General features: G+C 72.6%; 15 protein-coding genes. 11 read left to right on the top strand and 4 right to left on the bottom strand.

Annotation, left to right across the window (positions count from 1 at the left end; translation table 11 throughout):
* Positions 1 to 33 precede the first annotated feature (33 nt).
* Positions 34 to 621 carry a TetR/AcrR family transcriptional regulator gene (locus BLW85_RS35800; RefSeq protein WP_070029770.1) on the top strand — a complete coding sequence of 196 codons (588 nt, stop codon included), beginning with the start codon at positions 34 to 36 and terminating at the stop codon, positions 619 to 621.
* A gap of 7 nt (positions 622 to 628) precedes the next feature.
* Here the strand turns inward: BLW85_RS35800 and BLW85_RS35795 are convergent, their stop codons facing one another.
* Positions 629 to 1,651 (bottom strand): SMP-30/gluconolactonase/LRE family protein, encoded by a 1,023-nt coding sequence (locus BLW85_RS35795; protein WP_074995547.1) that lies wholly within the window; start codon positions 1,649 to 1,651, stop codon positions 629 to 631.
* 173 nt (positions 1,652 to 1,824) lie between these two features.
* Between BLW85_RS35795 and BLW85_RS35790 the strand changes: the two genes are divergently transcribed.
* Positions 1,825 to 3,636: a flavin-containing monooxygenase gene (locus tag BLW85_RS35790; protein WP_074995544.1), complete on the top strand. Its 1,812-nt coding sequence runs from the start codon at positions 1,825 to 1,827 to the stop codon at positions 3,634 to 3,636.
* A 146-nt stretch (positions 3,637 to 3,782) separates the two neighbouring features.
* Here BLW85_RS35790 and BLW85_RS35785 read toward each other — a convergent pair whose 3' ends face one another.
* Positions 3,783 to 4,544, bottom strand: a complete 762-nt coding sequence (locus tag BLW85_RS35785; RefSeq protein WP_070029767.1) for an SDR family NAD(P)-dependent oxidoreductase — start codon at positions 4,542 to 4,544, stop codon at positions 3,783 to 3,785.
* 89 nt (positions 4,545 to 4,633) lie between these two features.
* On the opposite strand from BLW85_RS35785, the gene BLW85_RS35780 reads away from it, so the two are divergent.
* The gene (locus BLW85_RS35780; protein ID WP_074995542.1) at positions 4,634 to 5,260 is read left to right on the top strand and encodes a TetR/AcrR family transcriptional regulator; all 627 of its coding nucleotides are present in this window, start codon (positions 4,634 to 4,636) and stop codon (positions 5,258 to 5,260) included.
* Positions 5,261 to 5,393: 133 nt separating this feature from the next.
* Here BLW85_RS35780 and BLW85_RS35775 read toward each other — a convergent pair whose 3' ends face one another.
* The gene (locus BLW85_RS35775) at positions 5,394 to 6,077 is read right to left on the bottom strand and encodes an MOSC domain-containing protein (RefSeq protein WP_074995539.1); all 684 of its coding nucleotides are present in this window, start codon (positions 6,075 to 6,077) and stop codon (positions 5,394 to 5,396) included.
* A gap of 253 nt (positions 6,078 to 6,330) precedes the next feature.
* The gene (locus BLW85_RS35770; protein WP_074995537.1) at positions 6,331 to 6,882 is read right to left on the bottom strand and encodes a TetR/AcrR family transcriptional regulator; all 552 of its coding nucleotides are present in this window, start codon (positions 6,880 to 6,882) and stop codon (positions 6,331 to 6,333) included.
* A gap of 959 nt (positions 6,883 to 7,841) precedes the next feature.
* On the opposite strand from BLW85_RS35770, the gene BLW85_RS35765 reads away from it, so the two are divergent.
* The 8 genes from BLW85_RS35765 to BLW85_RS35730 all read left to right on the top strand — a co-directional run bounded on the left by BLW85_RS35765 (position 7,842) and on the right by BLW85_RS35730 (position 16,556).
* Positions 7,842 to 9,032, top strand: coding sequence for a cytochrome P450 (locus tag BLW85_RS35765; protein WP_070029764.1), 1,191 nt, complete (start codon positions 7,842 to 7,844; stop codon positions 9,030 to 9,032).
* A gap of 7 nt (positions 9,033 to 9,039) precedes the next feature.
* Positions 9,040 to 9,261: a ferredoxin gene (locus BLW85_RS35760; protein WP_070029763.1), complete on the top strand. Its 222-nt coding sequence runs from the start codon at positions 9,040 to 9,042 to the stop codon at positions 9,259 to 9,261.
* A 152-nt stretch (positions 9,262 to 9,413) separates the two neighbouring features.
* On the top strand, positions 9,414 to 9,833 hold the full coding sequence (locus BLW85_RS35755) for a hypothetical protein (RefSeq protein ID WP_074995534.1): 420 nt from the start codon (positions 9,414 to 9,416) through the stop codon (positions 9,831 to 9,833).
* Between the two features lie 191 nt (positions 9,834 to 10,024).
* On the top strand, positions 10,025 to 10,555 hold the full coding sequence (locus BLW85_RS35750) for a hypothetical protein (RefSeq protein ID WP_107409237.1): 531 nt from the start codon (positions 10,025 to 10,027) through the stop codon (positions 10,553 to 10,555).
* A gap of 106 nt (positions 10,556 to 10,661) precedes the next feature.
* Positions 10,662 to 11,129, top strand: a complete 468-nt coding sequence (locus tag BLW85_RS35745) for a MarR family winged helix-turn-helix transcriptional regulator (RefSeq protein WP_239697642.1) — start codon at positions 10,662 to 10,664, stop codon at positions 11,127 to 11,129.
* Entirely contained in the window at positions 11,126 to 13,576 is a 2,451-nt protein-coding gene (locus tag BLW85_RS40985) for an MFS transporter (RefSeq protein ID WP_079172537.1), read from the top strand. The genes BLW85_RS35745 and BLW85_RS40985 overlap by 4 nt, the downstream gene beginning before the upstream one ends.
* Before the next feature lie 270 nt (positions 13,577 to 13,846).
* On the top strand, positions 13,847 to 15,037 hold the full coding sequence (locus BLW85_RS35735) for an acyltransferase family protein (protein ID WP_070029760.1): 1,191 nt from the start codon (positions 13,847 to 13,849) through the stop codon (positions 15,035 to 15,037).
* A gap of 625 nt (positions 15,038 to 15,662) precedes the next feature.
* A complete protein-coding gene (locus BLW85_RS35730) occupies positions 15,663 to 16,556 on the top strand; it encodes an STAS domain-containing protein (protein WP_403422514.1) in 894 nt (297 codons plus the stop codon).
* Positions 16,557 to 16,558: the final 2 nt, after the last annotated feature.

The raw sequence follows: 16,558 nt of genomic DNA, 5'->3' as shown, positions 1-16,558 counted from the left end.
CCCGGGTAGGGAGCGGCCCGGTACCCTCGCGGGGTGACGCAGCAACCCAGGTCCGGCACCCGCAGGCCCGCCAGTGGCGGCCCCAAGGCCGCCGCTCGCAACCGGGCCGCTCTCGTCGCCGCCGCCCGTGAGGTCTTCGCGGAGCACGGCCTGGACGCCCCGCTGTCCGCGATCGCGCGCCGGGCGGGGGTCGGCCAGGGCGTGCTGTACCGGCACTTCCCCGACCGGGCCGCCGTGGCGACCGCGGTCCTGGAGGAGAACGTCCGTCAGATCGAACAGGCGGCGCAAGAAGCGGACCTCGCCCGCGTCCTCGGCGTGCTGACCTGGCACCTGGTGCAGTCCGCGGCCTTCATCAGCGTCCTGCACGGCGACGCGGCGGCCGACCCCTCCGCCGTCCACGCGTACGCGGCGGCGCTGTCCCGGCGGGTCGAGCAGGCCCTGCGCGGACGTCTGCCGGAGGGTCATCCGCTCGCTGCGGAGCCCGACGACCTGATGATCGCCGTCGGCATGGTCTCGGGCGCCGTCACCGGTTCCCCCCGTCCGCACCGGGAACGCCGGGCACGGGCGGCATGGCGGCTGCTCGGTGTCGAGGTGGGCCCGGTGCGGCCCTTCGAAGGGTGAGCGGGCGTCAGCCTCCGTTGGACTGGCGCACGCCCTTTCCCAACGCGTCGAAGGCGAAGAGACAGCCGCCGGCCGGCCCGCTGACGGTCATGTAGGCGCGGGTGCCGCCCGGTGCGATGGCCACGTTGGTCGCCGATTCCAGCCCGTCGGCGGCATCGGCCGGGACCTCGACGGTCGCCAGGCGCTCGCCGTCGCTGCCGTACACCGCCATCGCGGGCCGCCCGTGCAGTCCCTGGTAGAGATTGCCGTCCGCGTCCACCGCGATCGAGTCGGTCTGCGCGACACCGCCGTCGACCCGGATGGCGGTGTGCCGTGAGGACACCCCGCCCTTCCCGTCGAGGAGCAGGTAGGAAATGCGGTTCTGCGTCAGCTCGCTGAACCACAGCCCGCGGTAGTCCGCGTCGAAGGAGATGCCGTTCGGCGCGGCGAGGCCGTCCGCCAGCACGGCCGCCTCCCTCCCCGTGCGGTCGATGCGCACCACCCGGCCCTGCGCCCTGCCCTCGGACATGCCGCGTGAGTCGCTGACGTACAGATTGCCCTCCCGGTCGAAGGCGAGGTCGTCGGGGTTCATCGGCGCGCCGTCGACCTCGCCGGAGAAGAAGGTCCGCGGATCACCGCCGTCCGGGGCCAGGGTGACGATGTCCCCGTGGGCGAAGTCGGTCAGGTAGATCCGGCCGTCGTACGGGCTGAACTGGGCCGAGGTGTAGGCGCCGCGGTCGTCGGTGTAGACCGGTTCCGCCGACGTCTTCCGGACGTCCACGCGCAGCACCTTCGGCTCGCCGGCCGGGGCCGTGACGTCGACGACGAGCAGTTTCCCGTGCGCGTCGAAGGTGGGCCCTTCCAGCAGGGTCGTCCCGGTCCGCCCGTGCGTCGGGGTCGGGCACATGACCCGCTGCGCGCGGATGATCCGCTCCGCACCGGCGGTGCCCGGGTCCGAACGCGCAGCGGTGGTCTGGGTACCGCATCCCGCGAGGGCCGGCACACCGATCGCCGCGAGCATGACGAGTGTCCGGATCGAAAGTCGTCGCACGGGGATCACTCTTCCTGTCCGAAAGTATGCGGAAGCAACCCGCCCCTCAACCGGACAACACTGTCCGGTGCTTGTTACCGTAGTGCATGGCTGCTCAAGTCCCGTGCGTTCGTGCCCAGTTCGTGGACGAGGCGGCCCTTTGCCGGACAACCGGAAGGAACGAGGCCGCGCACATGGCGCATTCACAGCCGCTGACTCCCGAAGCGCTCGCCGAGCTCAGGGAGCGTTACCGGGCCGAGCGGGAGCGCCGAGTGCGCCCCGACGGCACCCGGCAGTACCTCCGCGCCGAGGCCGAGTTCGGCTCCTACGCCGACGACCCCCACGCGGGTCCGGCGGCCGAGCGCGAGCCGGTGCGGGACAGCGTGGACGTCGCGGTCGTCGGCGGCGGCTTCGGCGGCATCCTGGCGGGAGCACGGCTGCGTCAGCAGGGCGTCGAGCGCGTGCGCGTCGTCGAGAAGGGCGGCGACTTCGGGGGGACCTGGTACTGGAACCGGTACCCGGGCATCCACTGCGACGTCGAGTCGCACGTGTATCTGCCGATGCTCGACGAGACCGGTTACGTGCCCGAGTGGAAGTACGCTCCGGGTGAGGAGATCCGCCGTCACGCGGTGCGGATCGCCGAGAAGTCCGACCTCTACGCGGACGCATTGTTCTCCACCGCGGTCACCTCACTGACCTGGGACGAAACCGCGCAGGTGTGGATCGTCACGACCGACCGGGGCGACGAGTTCCGGGCCACGTACGTCGTCACGGCCACCGGCACCCTGTCCGAGCTGAAACTGCCCGGCATCCCCGGCATCGAGAAGTTCCGGGGCCGCACCTTCCACACCTCGCGCTGGGACTACGCCTACACGGGCGGCACCGCGAACGGGGGCCTCACCGGACTCGCGGACCAACGCGTGGGCGTCGTGGGCACCGGCGCCACCGGCGTCCAGGTCGTACCGATGCTGGCCGAGGACGCCGGACACCTCTACGTGTTCCAGCGCACGCCCTCCTCCGTGGACGTGCGCGCCAACCGCCGCACCACCGCTGGGGACGTCGGCGCCGACCACCACGGCTGGGCGCGCGAACGCCGCGACAACTTCCTGCGCATCGTCTCGGGCGAGTCCGTCGACGAGGACCTCGTAGCGGACCGCTGGACCTCGTCGGCCGCACTCCTGGAGAAGCTCCTGCCGAGCTTCAGCCGCCGGGGCGGCGACCCGGCGGCGTTCGAAGCCGCCTACGAGATCGCGGACGCCGCCAAGATGAACGAACTCCGCGCCCGCGTCGACGAGATCGTCACCGACCCGGACACGGCGGCCAGGCTCAAGCCGTGGTACCGGTACGCCTGCAAGCGTCCCACCTTCTCGGACCTGTACCTGCAGACGTTCAACCGCGACAACGTCACCCTCGTCGACACCGCCGACACCCACGGCATCGAGCGGATGACCGAGCACGGTGTCGTGGTCGGCGACACCGAGTACGCCCTCGACTGCCTGATCTTCGCCACCGGCTTCTCCGTCGGGGTCTCCGGCATCCACTCGGGCCGGCTGCCCGTGCGCGGCCGGGGCGGCATCCTGCTGCGGGACGCGTGGGCCGCGCGGGGCCCGCGCACGCTGCACGGCTTCACCAGCAACGGATTCCCCAACCTGATCCAGCTGGGCGGGGTGCAGAGCGCCGGCAGCGTCAACTACACCCACGTGCTGGACGAACACGCCGTCCACGCCGCCGCGCTCGTCGCGGCGGCCCAGGCCGAGAGTGCCGTCGTCGAACCGTCACGCGAGGCCGAGGACGCCTGGCTCGCCGCCCTGGCCGTGAACGCCCCCGACCACGAGTGGTTCCACGCCGAGTGCACCCCCGGCTACTACAACGCCGAGGGGCGCGGCCGGCCGAACCGCCCCACCGCCTACCCCCACGGGGCCGCGGCCTTCCACGCACTGCTGGAGCGGTGGCGGGAGGAGTCCCTGGCCGAGATCCTCCGGCCCAGGACTTCCGCCCGGGCCTGACGGGTCCCGCCGCGGCGTCCGCGCGCCGACGCCACCGCCGAGTGGGCCGGCGGCGGCGTCGCGGCCGGGCGGTGCCGGGCGGCCCCGGAGGCGGCCGGCTGCCGACCGCCGCTCTTCGGGACCGGTTCGCGGGCGGCTGTTCCGTGTCAGACCGCGGACCAGCCGTCGTCGACGGGCAGGATCGCGCCGTTGATGTTGCTCGCGGCCGGGGAGGCGAGGAACAGGATCGCCGCGGCCTGTTCCTCCGGCCGGGACACCCGGCCGAGGTTGGCGAAGTAGGGGCCGAGTTCCGCCGGGCCGTGCGCGGCCGGGTCCGCGTCCACCGAGATGGCGGTCGCGGTGCCGCCCGGGCAGATGGCGTTGGCGCGGATGCCCTTCTTGCGGTACATCACCGCCAGCGACTTCGTCAGCCCCACCACGCCGTGCTTGGACGCCGTGTAGGCGGCACCCGCCGCGCTGCCGCGCAGGGCCGCCTCGGACGCGGTGTTCACGATGACGCCGCGGCCCGCGTCCAGCATGTGCGGCAGCACGGCGCGGGCGAGGAGGAACGGTGCGGTCAGGTTGACCCTGATGACCCGCTCCCACTCGGCGTCGCTCACGTCGGCCAGGGCCGACATGCTGTCCATGATCCCGGCGTTGTTCACCAGGACGTCCACGCCGCCGAACCGCTCGACCGCCGTCGCCGTGACCAGGTCCACGACGGTCTGCTCGCTCAGGTCGCCCGTCACGGCCACCGCGGTGCCGCCGGCCGCCTCGATCTCCTTGACGACCGCGCCGGCTCCCTCGGCGTTCAGGTCCGCCACCACCACGCGGTCGCCCTGCCCCGCGAAGGCCAGCGCGGCCGCGCGGCCTATGCCCGATCCCGCTCCGGTGACGATCACGCTGCGCCCGTTCACACCGTCGGCCATGAGTACTCCGTCCGAATTAATGTCTCTGAGTGACATAAAGTCTTGGTGGAGAATACCCACGACATCGATCACCGGCACGGGAGGGGCGGATGAACGCAGCCCGCGGACGGACGGGGCGGCCGCCGCTGACCGAGGAACGCAAGGCCGCCATCCGGCTGGAGATCGCCCGCGCCGCGGTCGACCTGTTCGTCGCCCAGGGCGTCGCCGCGACCACGGGGGAACAGATCGGGCAGGCGGTCGGCGTTTCGGCGCGGACCGTCTGGCGCTACTTCCCCACGAAGGAGAGCTGCGTACGGCCGCTGTTCTCGACGGGCATCGACGCGATCGCCGACGCGTTGCGGCAGTGGCGTCCCCACCGGCCCCTCCAGGAGGCCTTCGACCGCCTGTGGACCGGCGACGCGCTGCTGCCCGGACCGGACATCGGCGCCCTGCTGCGGCTGACCCGGACCGAGCCGGGCCTGCGCGCGGTCTGGCTGCAGACCCGTGACGAGGCGGAACCCGTGTTCGCACGTGTCCTCGCCGAGCGCGCCGGGCTGCCCTACGACGACGCACGGCCGGCCATCCGGGCCGCCATGCTCAACGCCGCCCTGCGCGCGGCCGTCGAGCACCACGCCTACCGCACGGACGAGTCGGCCACCGACCCCGGGGCCGTCCGGGCCGATCTGGTGGCGGCCCTGCGCAGCGCCGTGGCCCTCGCGGCGGCCGGGATCGCCTGATGCTCCTCAGCGATCGGCCAGAGCGGGGGGCGCGATCGCTCACCTTCAGTCCAGTAGCGGGAAGTCGAGGGCGGAGGCCCGATTTGCGGCTGGGCCACCGGACAGGCGGGCAGCCCCGTCGAATGGTGGCCCCTCAGTCGAGCCAGCGGGCCTCGTCCCCGGCGCGGACACGGCCGGGTGTCTCGACCGCCGCGTACACGCCGAAGGTGTTGCCCAGTTCGCGGGCGACCCAGCGCAGCACGGCGCGGTCGTGGGGCACGCTCGGCGTCTCCTTGGTGATCACCACACAGCGGTCGCACCCCTCGGTGAAGCGCAGGACCAGCTCGCCGATGGCCATCCGGCGGCCGATCCAGCCGTGTTCCGGATACCCGGTGGACCCCTCGTCGGGGACGTCGTCGAGCACCATGCCGGGCCGGAACCGGCTGACGTCCAGCGCGCTGTCCGGCAGCGCCGAGGCGAGGCTGCGCAGCGCCGTCGAGGTCAGTATGTGAAGCGCGGCGTGCGGCGGGTGCGCGCCGTGTTCGGCCAGGGTGACCTCGGCCCGGACGGCGGCACTGAGCCGGGCGGCGGCGTCGGGCGCGTCGGAGCGGAACCGCCGGCCGTCCGGCAGCACCAGTTCGGCCACGCCCGGCCCGACATGGACCGCCCGCACCCGCATGAGCCCGGGAACGGCACCGGCCCAGGTGACCTCTCCCCGCTCGTCGTGCACCGCGATGCCCCGGTCGCCCTCGATCCCCGGCACACCGACCCGGGCAGCGGCCAGCCGCTCACCGCCCACGGACTTCACCGGATAGCGCCACAGCTGGTCGACCCGCATGCGTCCCCCTCGCTCCGAACGGTCCCGACGGACCGGCGACCGCGGCCGGCGGGTACCGCGATCAAGCACGGCAGGGTGATCGTATCGAGACGGAGAGGGCGCCTGCCGTCGGTTCTGCGACGGGAGGGCAGGGCGGCCGAACGGGGTGATCCGGTCCCGGATGGCCGCGGTGCGGTGATGGCTCTGGCGGAACCACGATGACGGCCCGCCCGCGCCGACGCGTCGGAGCGACCGCCTGGTGCGGGGCGGGACCCTAGGGCCGCACGTCGGTCACCCCCTCGGCCGGCAGCACGGGGAGCAACCGGTCGAGTGCCGCGAGGACGTGGGCGCAGACGTCGTCCGGGGCGGCGCTCGCCAGCGGCTCCTGGCCCACGACGACGCGCATCAGGCCGATGCCGAGCAGCCAGGCCATGGCGAGCTGGGCGCGCAGTGTGCCGTCCTCGGCCGGGGAGAGGGCGGCGAGCGCGCCGGCGTACTCCTCCCCCAGCAAGCGCACGGTCTCCGGGGCGGCGTCGGCGTTGCCGATCGAACGCAGGTACACGGCCAGCAGCCGATCGGCGCCGGCTCCCCCGCCCTCCGCGAGGACCCCGCGCAGCGCGGTCTCGAACAGCCGCTCGGGTGCCGTGGTGCTCACCTGCTCCCTGCCGTCCTGCGCCATCACCTCGGCGAGCAGGGCCTTCTTCGAGCCGAAGTAGCGGAATATGAGCGCTTGGTTCACCCCGGCGCGTGCCGCGATGTCCCGAACGGTGGCCGCCTCGTACCCTCGCTCGGCGAACATCGCACCGGCCGCGTGAAGGATGCGCATGCGGGTGCCCCGGGCGTCGCGGGTCCGGTGCCCACGGGCTTCCCCGGCAGGGGCGCCGGCGGCGCTGCCCGTAGGGGTTCGCGGCGTTTCGCTCCCGGGGGTGTCCGAATTGGTGCCCGTACAGGTGTCCCGGGACTCGTCCGCAGAGGAGTGTGAGGCGTCGCCCGCATGGCTCCGCCGGGGCCCGCTTGCGCAGGCGCCCGGCGCGCCGTCCGTGCGAGCCTCCGGTTCGTTGCCCGTACGGGTCCCCTGGGCCTGGCCCGTGGATACGTCCCGGACATCGCCCGCACGCGTTCCAGGACGGACACCCGCACAGGCACCACCGGCACCGGCCACACGGGCGCCCGGGGCGCCGCGCCTAGGGGTGTCCGGGGTCCCGCCCGCAGGGATGTCCGGGGCGCCACCCGCGCGGGTTCTCAGGGTTTCGCCCGTGTCGAGGCCCACGGCATCGTTCCCACGGCTCACCGGAGCCTCGCCCACGCGGGGCGCCGGGATCTCGTCCGTACCGGCTTCCCGGACCTCGCCCTTACGGGCATCCCGCTCCTCACCCGCGGAAGTGGCCAGGTCGCCGTCCGCAACCCGCCGAGACTCGTCCACCCGGGTGCCCGGGTCCTTGCCCGCACGGGGAACCCGGGACTCGCCCGGACGGTTGTCCCTGTCGTCACTCGAACGGGTCTCCCGGACCTCCGGCGCGCCCGCCTTCCGGGCCCGGCGCCGGGTGGTTTCCCGGTCTCCCCGGGGGCGGTGCGGCCGTTGTGTCCCGGGGCTGTCCCCGGCGGTCCGGCCCTGGCCCTGTGTGTGCTCGCCGCTGTCCACCCGCTGCTCCTTCTGCCGCCTGGCCCGTTCGGGCCGCTCGCGTCCGACGAGGACCCGCCAGGGTAACGGCCGATTAGCGTCGTTGACCGCCCGGCGGGCGCCTCCTAGCGTTGTAAGCGTGTGCTTACACAAGGGAGACAGCTGTGACGGCAACGGACCACGCACCCCTCGCCTACCCCTTCAACTCCGGTCAGGGTCTCGCCCTGTCCGAGGCCTACGAACGAGCCCGTGACACCCCCGGGCTGATCCGCGTCCAGATGCCGTACGGGGAGCCCGCCTGGCTCGCCACCCGCTACGCGGACGCCCGGCTGGTCCTCGGCGACCAGCGGTTCAGCCGTGCGCTGGGCCTCGAACACGACGAACCGCGTGCCTCGGAGGGCCGCCGGGACAGCGGGATCCTCAGCATGGACCCGCCCGACCACACCCGGCTGCGGTCCCTGGTCGCCAAGGCGTTCACCGTGCGCCAGGTGGAAAAACTCCGGCCGCAGGTACGGGAGTTGACGGCGGGTCTGCTGGACGCGATGGAGGCGGCGGGACCGCCCGTCGACCTGGTCGACCACTACGCGCTGCCCATCCCGGTCGCGGTGATCTGCCGGCTGCTCGGGGTTCCGGAGGAGGACCGACCGCGGTTCCGGGCCTGGAGCGACGCGGCGCTGTCCACCAGCTCCCTGACCGCCGAGGAGTTCCACCGCAACCGCGAGGAACTGCGCGCCTACATGGCCCAGTTGATCGCCGCGCACCGCAAGGAGCCCCGGGACGACCTGATGACGGCGCTGATCGAGGCCCGCGACCACGGCGACCGGCTCTCGGAGCTGGAGCTTGTCGACTTGTGCGTCGGCATCCTCGTCGCCGGGCACGAGACCACCGCCACCCAGATCCCCAACTTCGTGCTCACCCTGCTGGACCACCCCGACGTGCTGGCCCGGCTGCGCGCGGAGCCCGAGCTGATCACGAACGCGATCGAGGAGCTGCTGCGGTTCGTGCCCCTGGGCAGCGGCGCCGGGCAGCCCCGCTATGCCACCGAGGACATCGAGGTCGGCGGCACCCTCGTGCGGGCCGGCGAGCCGGTGCTGGTGGCCATCGGCGCGGCCAACCGGGACGCGCTGCGCTTCACCGAGGCCGGGACCCTCGACATCACCCGCGACGGCAACGCGCACCTGGGCTTCGGCCACGGTGTGCACCACTGCCTGGGCGCTCCGCTCGCCCGACTCGAACTCCAGGAGGCCATCGGGGCGCTGGTGGCCCGCTTCCCCGGTCTGCATGTGGCCGGCGACATCACCTGGAAGACCGAGATGCTGGTACGCGGCCCGCGGGTCATGCCGGTGGGCTGGTGAGGCGGCGATGAGCTGGCAGCTGCACGTGGACTCCGGCCGCTGCATCGGCTCCGGCATGTGCGCCGGGACCGCGCCGGACCTGTTCGTCCTGGACGACGACCGCTCGCATCCGGTCAGCGAGCACGTCCCGGAGGGCGAGGAACGCGCCCTGGACGCGGCCGACATCTGCCCGATGCTGGCCATCACCGTCCAGGACGCCGACGGGAAGGAGATCGGCCCCCGCGACTGACCGGGGGCGCCGATCCGGCTGTTACAAGACAGGGACAAACCATCAGTGAACGCCCGCCCTTGAGCTGTCGTCGTTCCAAGTGACCACGCCAACCGGCATGTTCCTCTCCTTTGGCGTGAACAGTTGAACTCACCACAGAAAAGGACGGATCCATGATGGTCACGAAGCGGCGTTCCCTGCGTGCGGCCGTCGTCGGCGCCCTCGGCGCGGCCTCCCTCGCCCTCGCGGGCACCGCGATGGCGGCCACCCCGGCCGCCCACACCGCGGCTCCCGCCGCGGCCCGCACGGCTCAGGCCGCGAAGGCGAGCATCACGGCGACGCCGTCGGTGTCCTCCGTGCGCGCCTGGACGCTGTTCCGGGTCACCGGCAAGACCACCGGCCTCCAGGCGGGGAGCAAGGTGACCCTCCAGCAGAAGCAGGGCACCAAGTGGGTCACCCTGCCCGCGTCCACGCCCATCGCCCGCAGCGGCTCCTACACGCTCCGGGTCGAGCTGGGCCTGAAGGGCAAGAACGACCTGCGCATGGTCAGCGGCAGCACGACGTCCCCAGTCTTCAACGTCACGGTCCGCTGACCGGCCGTACCCCACCGCGGGCCGGTGCCGGGACGGGTTCCTCCGTCCCGGCACCGGCCCGCACGCATTGCGCCGAACGAGCGGCGCACCGGTATCCGCCCCTCGGCGCCGGGTAGGCCTGGCCGGTGTCCGCTCCGGGCGCCCCGGCCCGGCCCACGGTCACCGGTACGCCCCCGGCCTCAGGAGTGAGCATGCCCGGCGCCCCCGCCTCCCGGCCCTTCGGCGGTCACCGGCGCACCCGGCTGCGCGAGCGCTGGCGCACGGTACTCGAAGAGCACACGGACCCCACCCAGCGTTCGCTGATGGCAGCGTGGCTCTCCTTCGGCTGCACCTTCGGCACCGTACGGGTGATCACCCACGGCATCCGGGGCGGCTGGCTGCCCTGGGGCAACGTCTCCGCCGGCGGCACCCATCTGCACCACTACAACATCGGGATCGTCACCCTCGCGGGCGTCGGACTCGTCGCCGTACGCGGTGACCAGGCCTGTGTCGGCCATCCCGGGGTCGGTGCGCTGTACGGCGCCGGATCGGCCCTGATCGCCGACGAGTTCGCCCTGCTGCTGGACCTGAAGGACGTCTACTGGGCCAAGCAGGGCCGCGTCAGCGTGGACGTCTCCCTCGGCTTCCTCAGCGCGCTGGGCCTCTACCTGACCGCGGCGCCCTTCTGGCACGAGATCACCAAGGTCACCCGGGACCGGGTGCGCCACCGCCTCACGGCCTGACCCGCCCCTCGCCCGACGCCCGAATCCCTTACGAAGTTTTTCATAGGGTCCCTATATAGGAGGGTGATACTTAGAGAGTGTGGATCACTCTCACAGAGATGCGGGCGTGCAGCAGACCGCACAGTTACTGGCCGAGACGGCCGCTGCCGTGATCAGGGTCGTGACCGACCACCGGGACCTCAGCCTCACCGCCGCCTCCACCCTGGCCCGGCTGGAACGCGAGGGGCCGCTGCGGCTCACCCTCCTGGCGGCGGCGGAGGGCGTGGCCCAGCCCTCGATGACCCAGTTGGTGCAACGGCTGGAACGCCAGGGGCTGATCATGCGGGTCGGTGACGCGGTGGACGGCCGGGTGACGCTGATCGGCATCAGCGACGCCGGCCGGGACGTCCTGGCCGCACGCCGGAGGTCACGCGACGCGCGCCTGGCCGATCTGATGGCCGCACTGCCCGACGACGACCAGCGGGCCCTCACGGAGGCGATGCAGGTCGTCGCCCCCCTCGTCCAGCGCATGCTCACGGACGACGCACCGTCCGTCCTCCAGCCCGAACGGCGACACACCGGGAGCAACCGATGACGACCAAGGAGACCGGCAGCATACCCGGCGCCGCCGCGCCGGGGCAGCACCGCAGACGCGGCTGGATCGGCGCGGACGACCCCGGTTACAAGTGGGTGGCGCTGACCAACACCACGCTGGGCATGCTGCTCGCCACGATCAACAGCTCCATCGTGCTGATCTCGCTGCCCGGCATCTTCACCGGCATCCGCCTCGATCCGCTCGAACCCGCCAACGTCAGCTATTTGCTGTGGATGCTGATGGGCTACATGCTGGTCACCGCGGTGCTGGTGGTCGCGCTCGGCAGGCTCGGCGACATGATGGGCCGGGTCCGCATCTACAACGCGGGCTTCCTGATCTTCACACTCACCTCGGTGATCCTCTCGCTCGACCCCTTCCACGGCGGCGGCGGGGCGCTGTGGCTGATCGGCTGGCGCATCGTGCAGGCCGTCGGCGGTTCGATGCTGATGGCCAACTCGGCGGCGATCCTCACCGACGCGTTCCCGGCCCGGCAGCGCGGCATGGCGCTGGGCGTCAACATGGTGGCGGGCATCGCCGGTTCGTTCCTCGGCCTGGTGCTCGGCGGTGTGCTCGTCACCTGGAACTGGCGCTCCATCTTCTGGGTCAACGTGCCCATCGGCCTGATCGGCACGGTGTGGGCGTACAAGTCGCTGCACGAGACCGGCATCCGCCGGCCGGGGCGGATGGACTGGTGGGGCAACATCACCTTCGCCCTCGGTCTGACTGCGCTGCTCGCCGGGATCACCTACGGCATCCAGCCGTACGGCGGTCACACCATGGGCTGGACGAACCCCTGGGTGCTGGCGGGGCTGATCGGCGGCGCGGCGATGCTCGCGGTCTTCTGCGTGGTGGAGAGCCGGGTCGCCGAACCGATGTTCCCGCTGCGCCTGTTCCGCAACGCGGCCTTCGCCGGCGGCAACGCCGCGACGCTGCTCGGCGCGATCGCGCGCGGCGGGCTCCAGTTCATGCTGATCATCTGGTTGCAGGGCATCTGGCTGCCGCTGCACGGCTATGACTACGCGGACACGCCCCTGTGGGCGGGCATCTACATGCTCCCGCTGACCATCGGCTTCCTGCTCGCCGGGCCGCTGTCGGGCGCGCTGTCCGACAAGTTCGGGGCGCGGCTCTTCGCGGCCTGCGGCTTCCTGGTGATGGCGGTGTCGTTCGCCGGGCTGCTGGTGCTGCCGAGCGACTTCTCCTACTGGGTGTTCGCCGCCCTGATCTTCCTGAACGGGCTGGGCGGCGGGCTGTTCGCCGCCCCCAACACGGCGATCATCATGTCGAGCGTGCCGGCCGACGCCCGCGGCGCGGCCTCCGGGATGCGCGCGACGTTCCAGAACGCGGGCATGGTGCTGTCCATGGGCGTGTTCTTCTCGCTCATGGTCGCGGGACTCGCCGGGACCCTGCCCGACACCCTCACCACCGGTCTGACGGCCCAGGGCGTCCCGGCGGGCGCCGCGCACACGGTCGCCGCGCTGCCGCCGGTCGGCGTCCTGTTCGCCGCCTTCCTCGGCTACAACCCGATCCAGCACCTGCTCGGCCCGGACATCCTCGGCCATCTGTCGCCGTCCGCCGCGGCGCATCTCACCGGCCGGGAGTTCTTCCCACACCTGATCTCGCAGCCGTTCCACGACGGCTTGGTCGTGGTGTTCTCCCTCGCCATCGCCATGTCGCTGGCCGCGGCGGGCGCGTCGCTGGTCCGCGGCCGGCGGACGGAGGCCGGGGCGGTGGCGCCGGCCGGGTCACCGACGTCCGGACCCGCGCCCGAACCGTCCGCGAACGCGCCCACGCCGGCGGTGGCGACCGCGACGGCGGCGCGCCCGGGTCCGGGGGCCGAGGCGGTCGCCCGGAAGGTCGACCGAGAGTCCGTCGAGGAGTCCGTCGCGGAGGCGTCCGGGGAGCCCGTCGCAGGCCAAGGCGCGGCAGCCCCCGGGGGTTTCCTCCGCGGCCGGGTGTACGACAGCGCGGGGCAGCCCCTCCGCCGGGCGAGCCTCACCCTGGTCGACCACGCCGGCCGGCAGCGGGCGCGTGCCACCACCGACGAGCACGGCGCCTATGAACTGACGACGACGGCGGAGACCTCGTCGTACACCCTGGTCGTCTCGGCCACCGGGCACCACCCGCGGGCCGTCCAACTCGGCGCCGAGGCCGGGCCGGTCGTGCCGGACGTCAGACTGGCGGGCCTGGGCAACGTGCACGGGACGGTGCGCCACCAGCACACCGGCCGGCCCGTCCCGGACGCGCGCATCACCTTGCTCAGCGCCTCGGGCGAGGTGGTGGCCTCGGCCACCACGACCGCCGACGGCACGTACGCCCTCCAGAACCTGGTCCCCGGCTCCTACACCGTGGTCACCTCCGGCTACGCACCCGTCATGGCGGAGGTGACGCTGGGCGAGGGCACGTCCTGCGAGATGGACCTCGACGTGGGACACGACGACGCCGACTGACGAACTCGGCACGGCGGGGGCGCGGTTCGGTCGAACCACGCCCCCTTCGCGTCCGTCCGGCACCTCGGGGAAACGGGTCGTCGGCCCCGCGCGGCCGGGCGGTGGAGCGGGGTAGCTCGTACGGGTGTAGCCGGGGGGATGTCCGTGGCGCGTAGGGGGTTGCCTCGTTCCGCATCTGTGTGATGTTTGCCATGTGACGTGATGGAACGGGGATGAACGGGCAACGTTCCCCTTCATGCCCCACGCCAACCCTCTGCGGCAGGTGATTCGATGACCACGGCGACGACCCGGGCGCTCCGGACGCCGCCCGCCCTGACCGGCACGACGAACGCCCGGCTCCCACCCGCCGCCAATCCGTCCCTGCCGTCCCTCACGGGGCTGCGGTGGATGGCGGCTCTCCTGGTGTTCGGACTGCACGTCAACAACTTCGGCTATTTCGGCGGTACCGGTGCCCATGTCGTCTTCTGGGGATTCGGTGCCGGTGCCACCGGAGTGTCGTTCTTCTTCATCCTCTCCGGATTCGTCCTGACCTGGTCGGCACGACCGGGTGACAGAGCGCTCGCCTTCTGGCGGCGCCGGATCGCCCGTGTCTATCCGGTGCACCTGGTCACCCTCGGGGTGGCCGTACTCATGACGCTGACCCTGGCGCACCAGACCAAACCAGTGCCCAAGCAGGCGCTGGCCACGGTGCTGCTGCTGCACTCCTGGTGGCACCCCTGGTGGCAGACGCTCAACCCGGTCAGCTGGTCCCTGGCGTGCGAAGCCTTCTTCTACGCCACCTTCCCGCTGCTGATCCTGGTGCTGCGCCGGCTCGGCGTGCGCGGATCGGTCGTGCTGGGCGCGCTGTCGGTGGCCGCGGTGGCGGTGCTGGCCTGGTCGGACATCCACCACTGGTGGACGTACACGCTCTACTCGTTCCCGGCCGCCCGGCTGCCCGAGTTCGTGCTCGGCGCGGTCACCGCGCGGCTGGTGCTGCTCGGCCGGTGGCGCGGTCCGGGGCTGGAGGCCTCGCTCGCGCTGGCGATCCTCGGCTACTTCTTCGTGCCCCAGTTCCGGCCCGGCTATCCGGCCACGCTGTGCACCCTCGTCGGGTTCGCCCTGCTCATCCCGGCGGCGGCCGTCGCCGATCTGAACGGGCAGCCGTCCCTGTGGCGGCACCGGCGGCTGGTGCGGCTCGGGGAACTGTCCTTCGCCTTCTACATGATCCATCTGCTGGTGCTGCGCGCCGGCACCAGTCTGCTGGGGAACAAGCCGCACTTCGGCGTCCTCGCGGGACTGGCCGTCACCGCGACCGCGTTCGCGATCTCGCTCGGGCTGTCCTGGGTGCTGTACGAGGCGGTCGAGTGCCCGGCCAGACGGCTGCTGCTGCGGCGCCGCACGTCCTCGTCGAAGTCCCAGCGCCCGTCCCAGCCGGAAGCGGTACCGGCCAGCCGGGAGGCCCCGGCCGGTACGGCGGACTGAGGAAGCCGCCGAAGACGGAGAAGTGTCCTGCGGTCAGCCGTCAGGTCCCCTGAGAGGGCCTCGGCGGGACCGTGGGGCGCGGGCGGTGGAGCACCCCTGCGTCCACCCGGGGTCCGCCGTCCCGGCGTCCGTCCGGGTCCGCCGTCTCGCTCGGCGTCCGCCCCGGCGCCGATCCACTCGGCCATCCGGCGAGCCGACTCCACCGAGCATCGCCGCCATGCCCCCTCCCCCGCGTGCTCCCCGGCCGGGGCACTTGGGGCGACCGTGACGCCAGCCGGAACCGAGCATGCGGCCGGCAGCAGGCCGCCGCCGAGCGACCGCCCGGTCGGCCGACGGGCACGGACGGCCCCGCATACGCCCGTCGGAGTGACATCCGCAACAGTCGGGAGACTCTCGCGCGATCCGGGGTAGACGGCCCACCGGCGGTCGTACCGGTGCGGCGCTCCAGGAGGGCGTCCCGGGCCGGCCGTCGATGTGAACTGACCGTAGGACAGCGGGAGTTGGCACGTCAGAGCCCTCCTCGGGTTTGGTCGCGCCGGGTGGCGGGGCTAATGTTGCCGGACGGTAATGATCGGCTCGCCGCCGGCCGGACCGGCGGCGATGCCCGGCTGTGCGAGAGGAGAGTGTGACAGTGCCGGAGCAGGACGCGGCCGCATCGGCGCCGCAATGGGTGGGTTCCTTCCTGGAGCGGCGTCAGGAGCAGATCGCCCAACGCTGGGCGGACGCCCCCCTGTTCCGCTCGGTGTTCACCGTCTCCAGGGACGAGGCGGTGGAGGCCTGCAAGGCGGTGGTGGACGCCCTGTCCGACGTGGCCGTCAGCGGACGCCTGGAGGACACCGGGGCGCCCGGGTACGAACCGGTGCGCGAGCAGTTGGGGCGGATGACCCAGAACCGCGCGCGGACCGGGGCCACGCCGTCCCAGATCGCCGACGAGGTGGCCGCCCTGCGCGCCCCCGCCGTCGACCTGCTGCGCGAGGAGTTCGCGGACCCGGCCACCCCGCAGGCCCAGGAGAGCGTGCTGGCGCTGACCCTGCTGCTGGGCACGCTGCGCCTGGTGGTGCTGGAGACGGCCCTGGACGCGGGCGCGGAACTGATCGAGCGGCAGCGTCAGCAACTGCTCGAAGTGGCCACGCCGGTCATCAAGCTGTGGGAGGGCACGGTCGCCGTCCCGCTGATCGGGACCCTGGACAGCGCGCGCAGCCAGGTGGTGATGGAGTCGCTGCTGGAGGCCATCGTCGAACAGCGCGCCCGGTACGCCATCCTGGACATCACCGGAGTGCCCACCGTGGACTCCCTGGTGGCGCAGCATCTGATGAAGACGGTGGCCGCGGCGCGGCTGATGGGGGCCGAGTGCATCGTCTCCGGTATCCGCCCGGCGATCGCGCAGACCATCGTGCAGCTCGGCATCGACCTGGGCTCGGTGCTCACCCGGGCCTCGCTCGCCGACGCACTGGCTTACGCGCTGGGCCGGCAGGGCATCGAGGTCTCCCGCGCGCAGACGGGTACGAGCGCCCGGTGAAC

Origin of the sequence: Streptomyces misionensis (assembly GCF_900104815.1) — a bacterium.
GTDB lineage: Bacteria > Actinomycetota > Actinomycetes > Streptomycetales > Streptomycetaceae > Streptomyces > Streptomyces misionensis.
This window is presented reverse-complemented; position numbering and strand designations above follow the sequence as displayed.

Bases quoted from the DNA above. Each gene is read 5' to 3' on its own strand.
- BLW85_RS35790 (WP_074995544.1), top strand. From the start codon at position 1,825: ATGGCGCATTCACAGCCGCTGACTCCCGAAGCGCTCGCCGAGCTCAGG.
- BLW85_RS35785 (WP_070029767.1), bottom strand. From the start codon at position 4,544: ATGGCCGACGGTGTGAACGGGCGCAGCGTGATCGTCACCGGAGCGGGA.
- BLW85_RS35780 (WP_074995542.1), top strand. From the start codon at position 4,634: ATGAACGCAGCCCGCGGACGGACGGGGCGGCCGCCGCTGACCGAGGAA.
- BLW85_RS35775 (WP_074995539.1), bottom strand. From the start codon at position 6,077: ATGCGGGTCGACCAGCTGTGGCGCTATCCGGTGAAGTCCGTGGGCGGT.
- BLW85_RS35770 (WP_074995537.1), bottom strand. From the start codon at position 6,882: ATGCGCATCCTTCACGCGGCCGGTGCGATGTTCGCCGAGCGAGGGTAC.
- BLW85_RS35760 (WP_070029763.1), top strand. From the start codon at position 9,040: ATGAGCTGGCAGCTGCACGTGGACTCCGGCCGCTGCATCGGCTCCGGC.
- BLW85_RS35755 (WP_074995534.1), top strand. From the start codon at position 9,414: ATGATGGTCACGAAGCGGCGTTCCCTGCGTGCGGCCGTCGTCGGCGCC.
- BLW85_RS35750 (WP_107409237.1), top strand. From the start codon at position 10,025: ATGCCCGGCGCCCCCGCCTCCCGGCCCTTCGGCGGTCACCGGCGCACC.
- BLW85_RS40985 (WP_079172537.1), top strand. From the start codon at position 11,126: ATGACGACCAAGGAGACCGGCAGCATACCCGGCGCCGCCGCGCCGGGG.
- BLW85_RS35735 (WP_070029760.1), top strand. From the start codon at position 13,847: ATGACCACGGCGACGACCCGGGCGCTCCGGACGCCGCCCGCCCTGACC.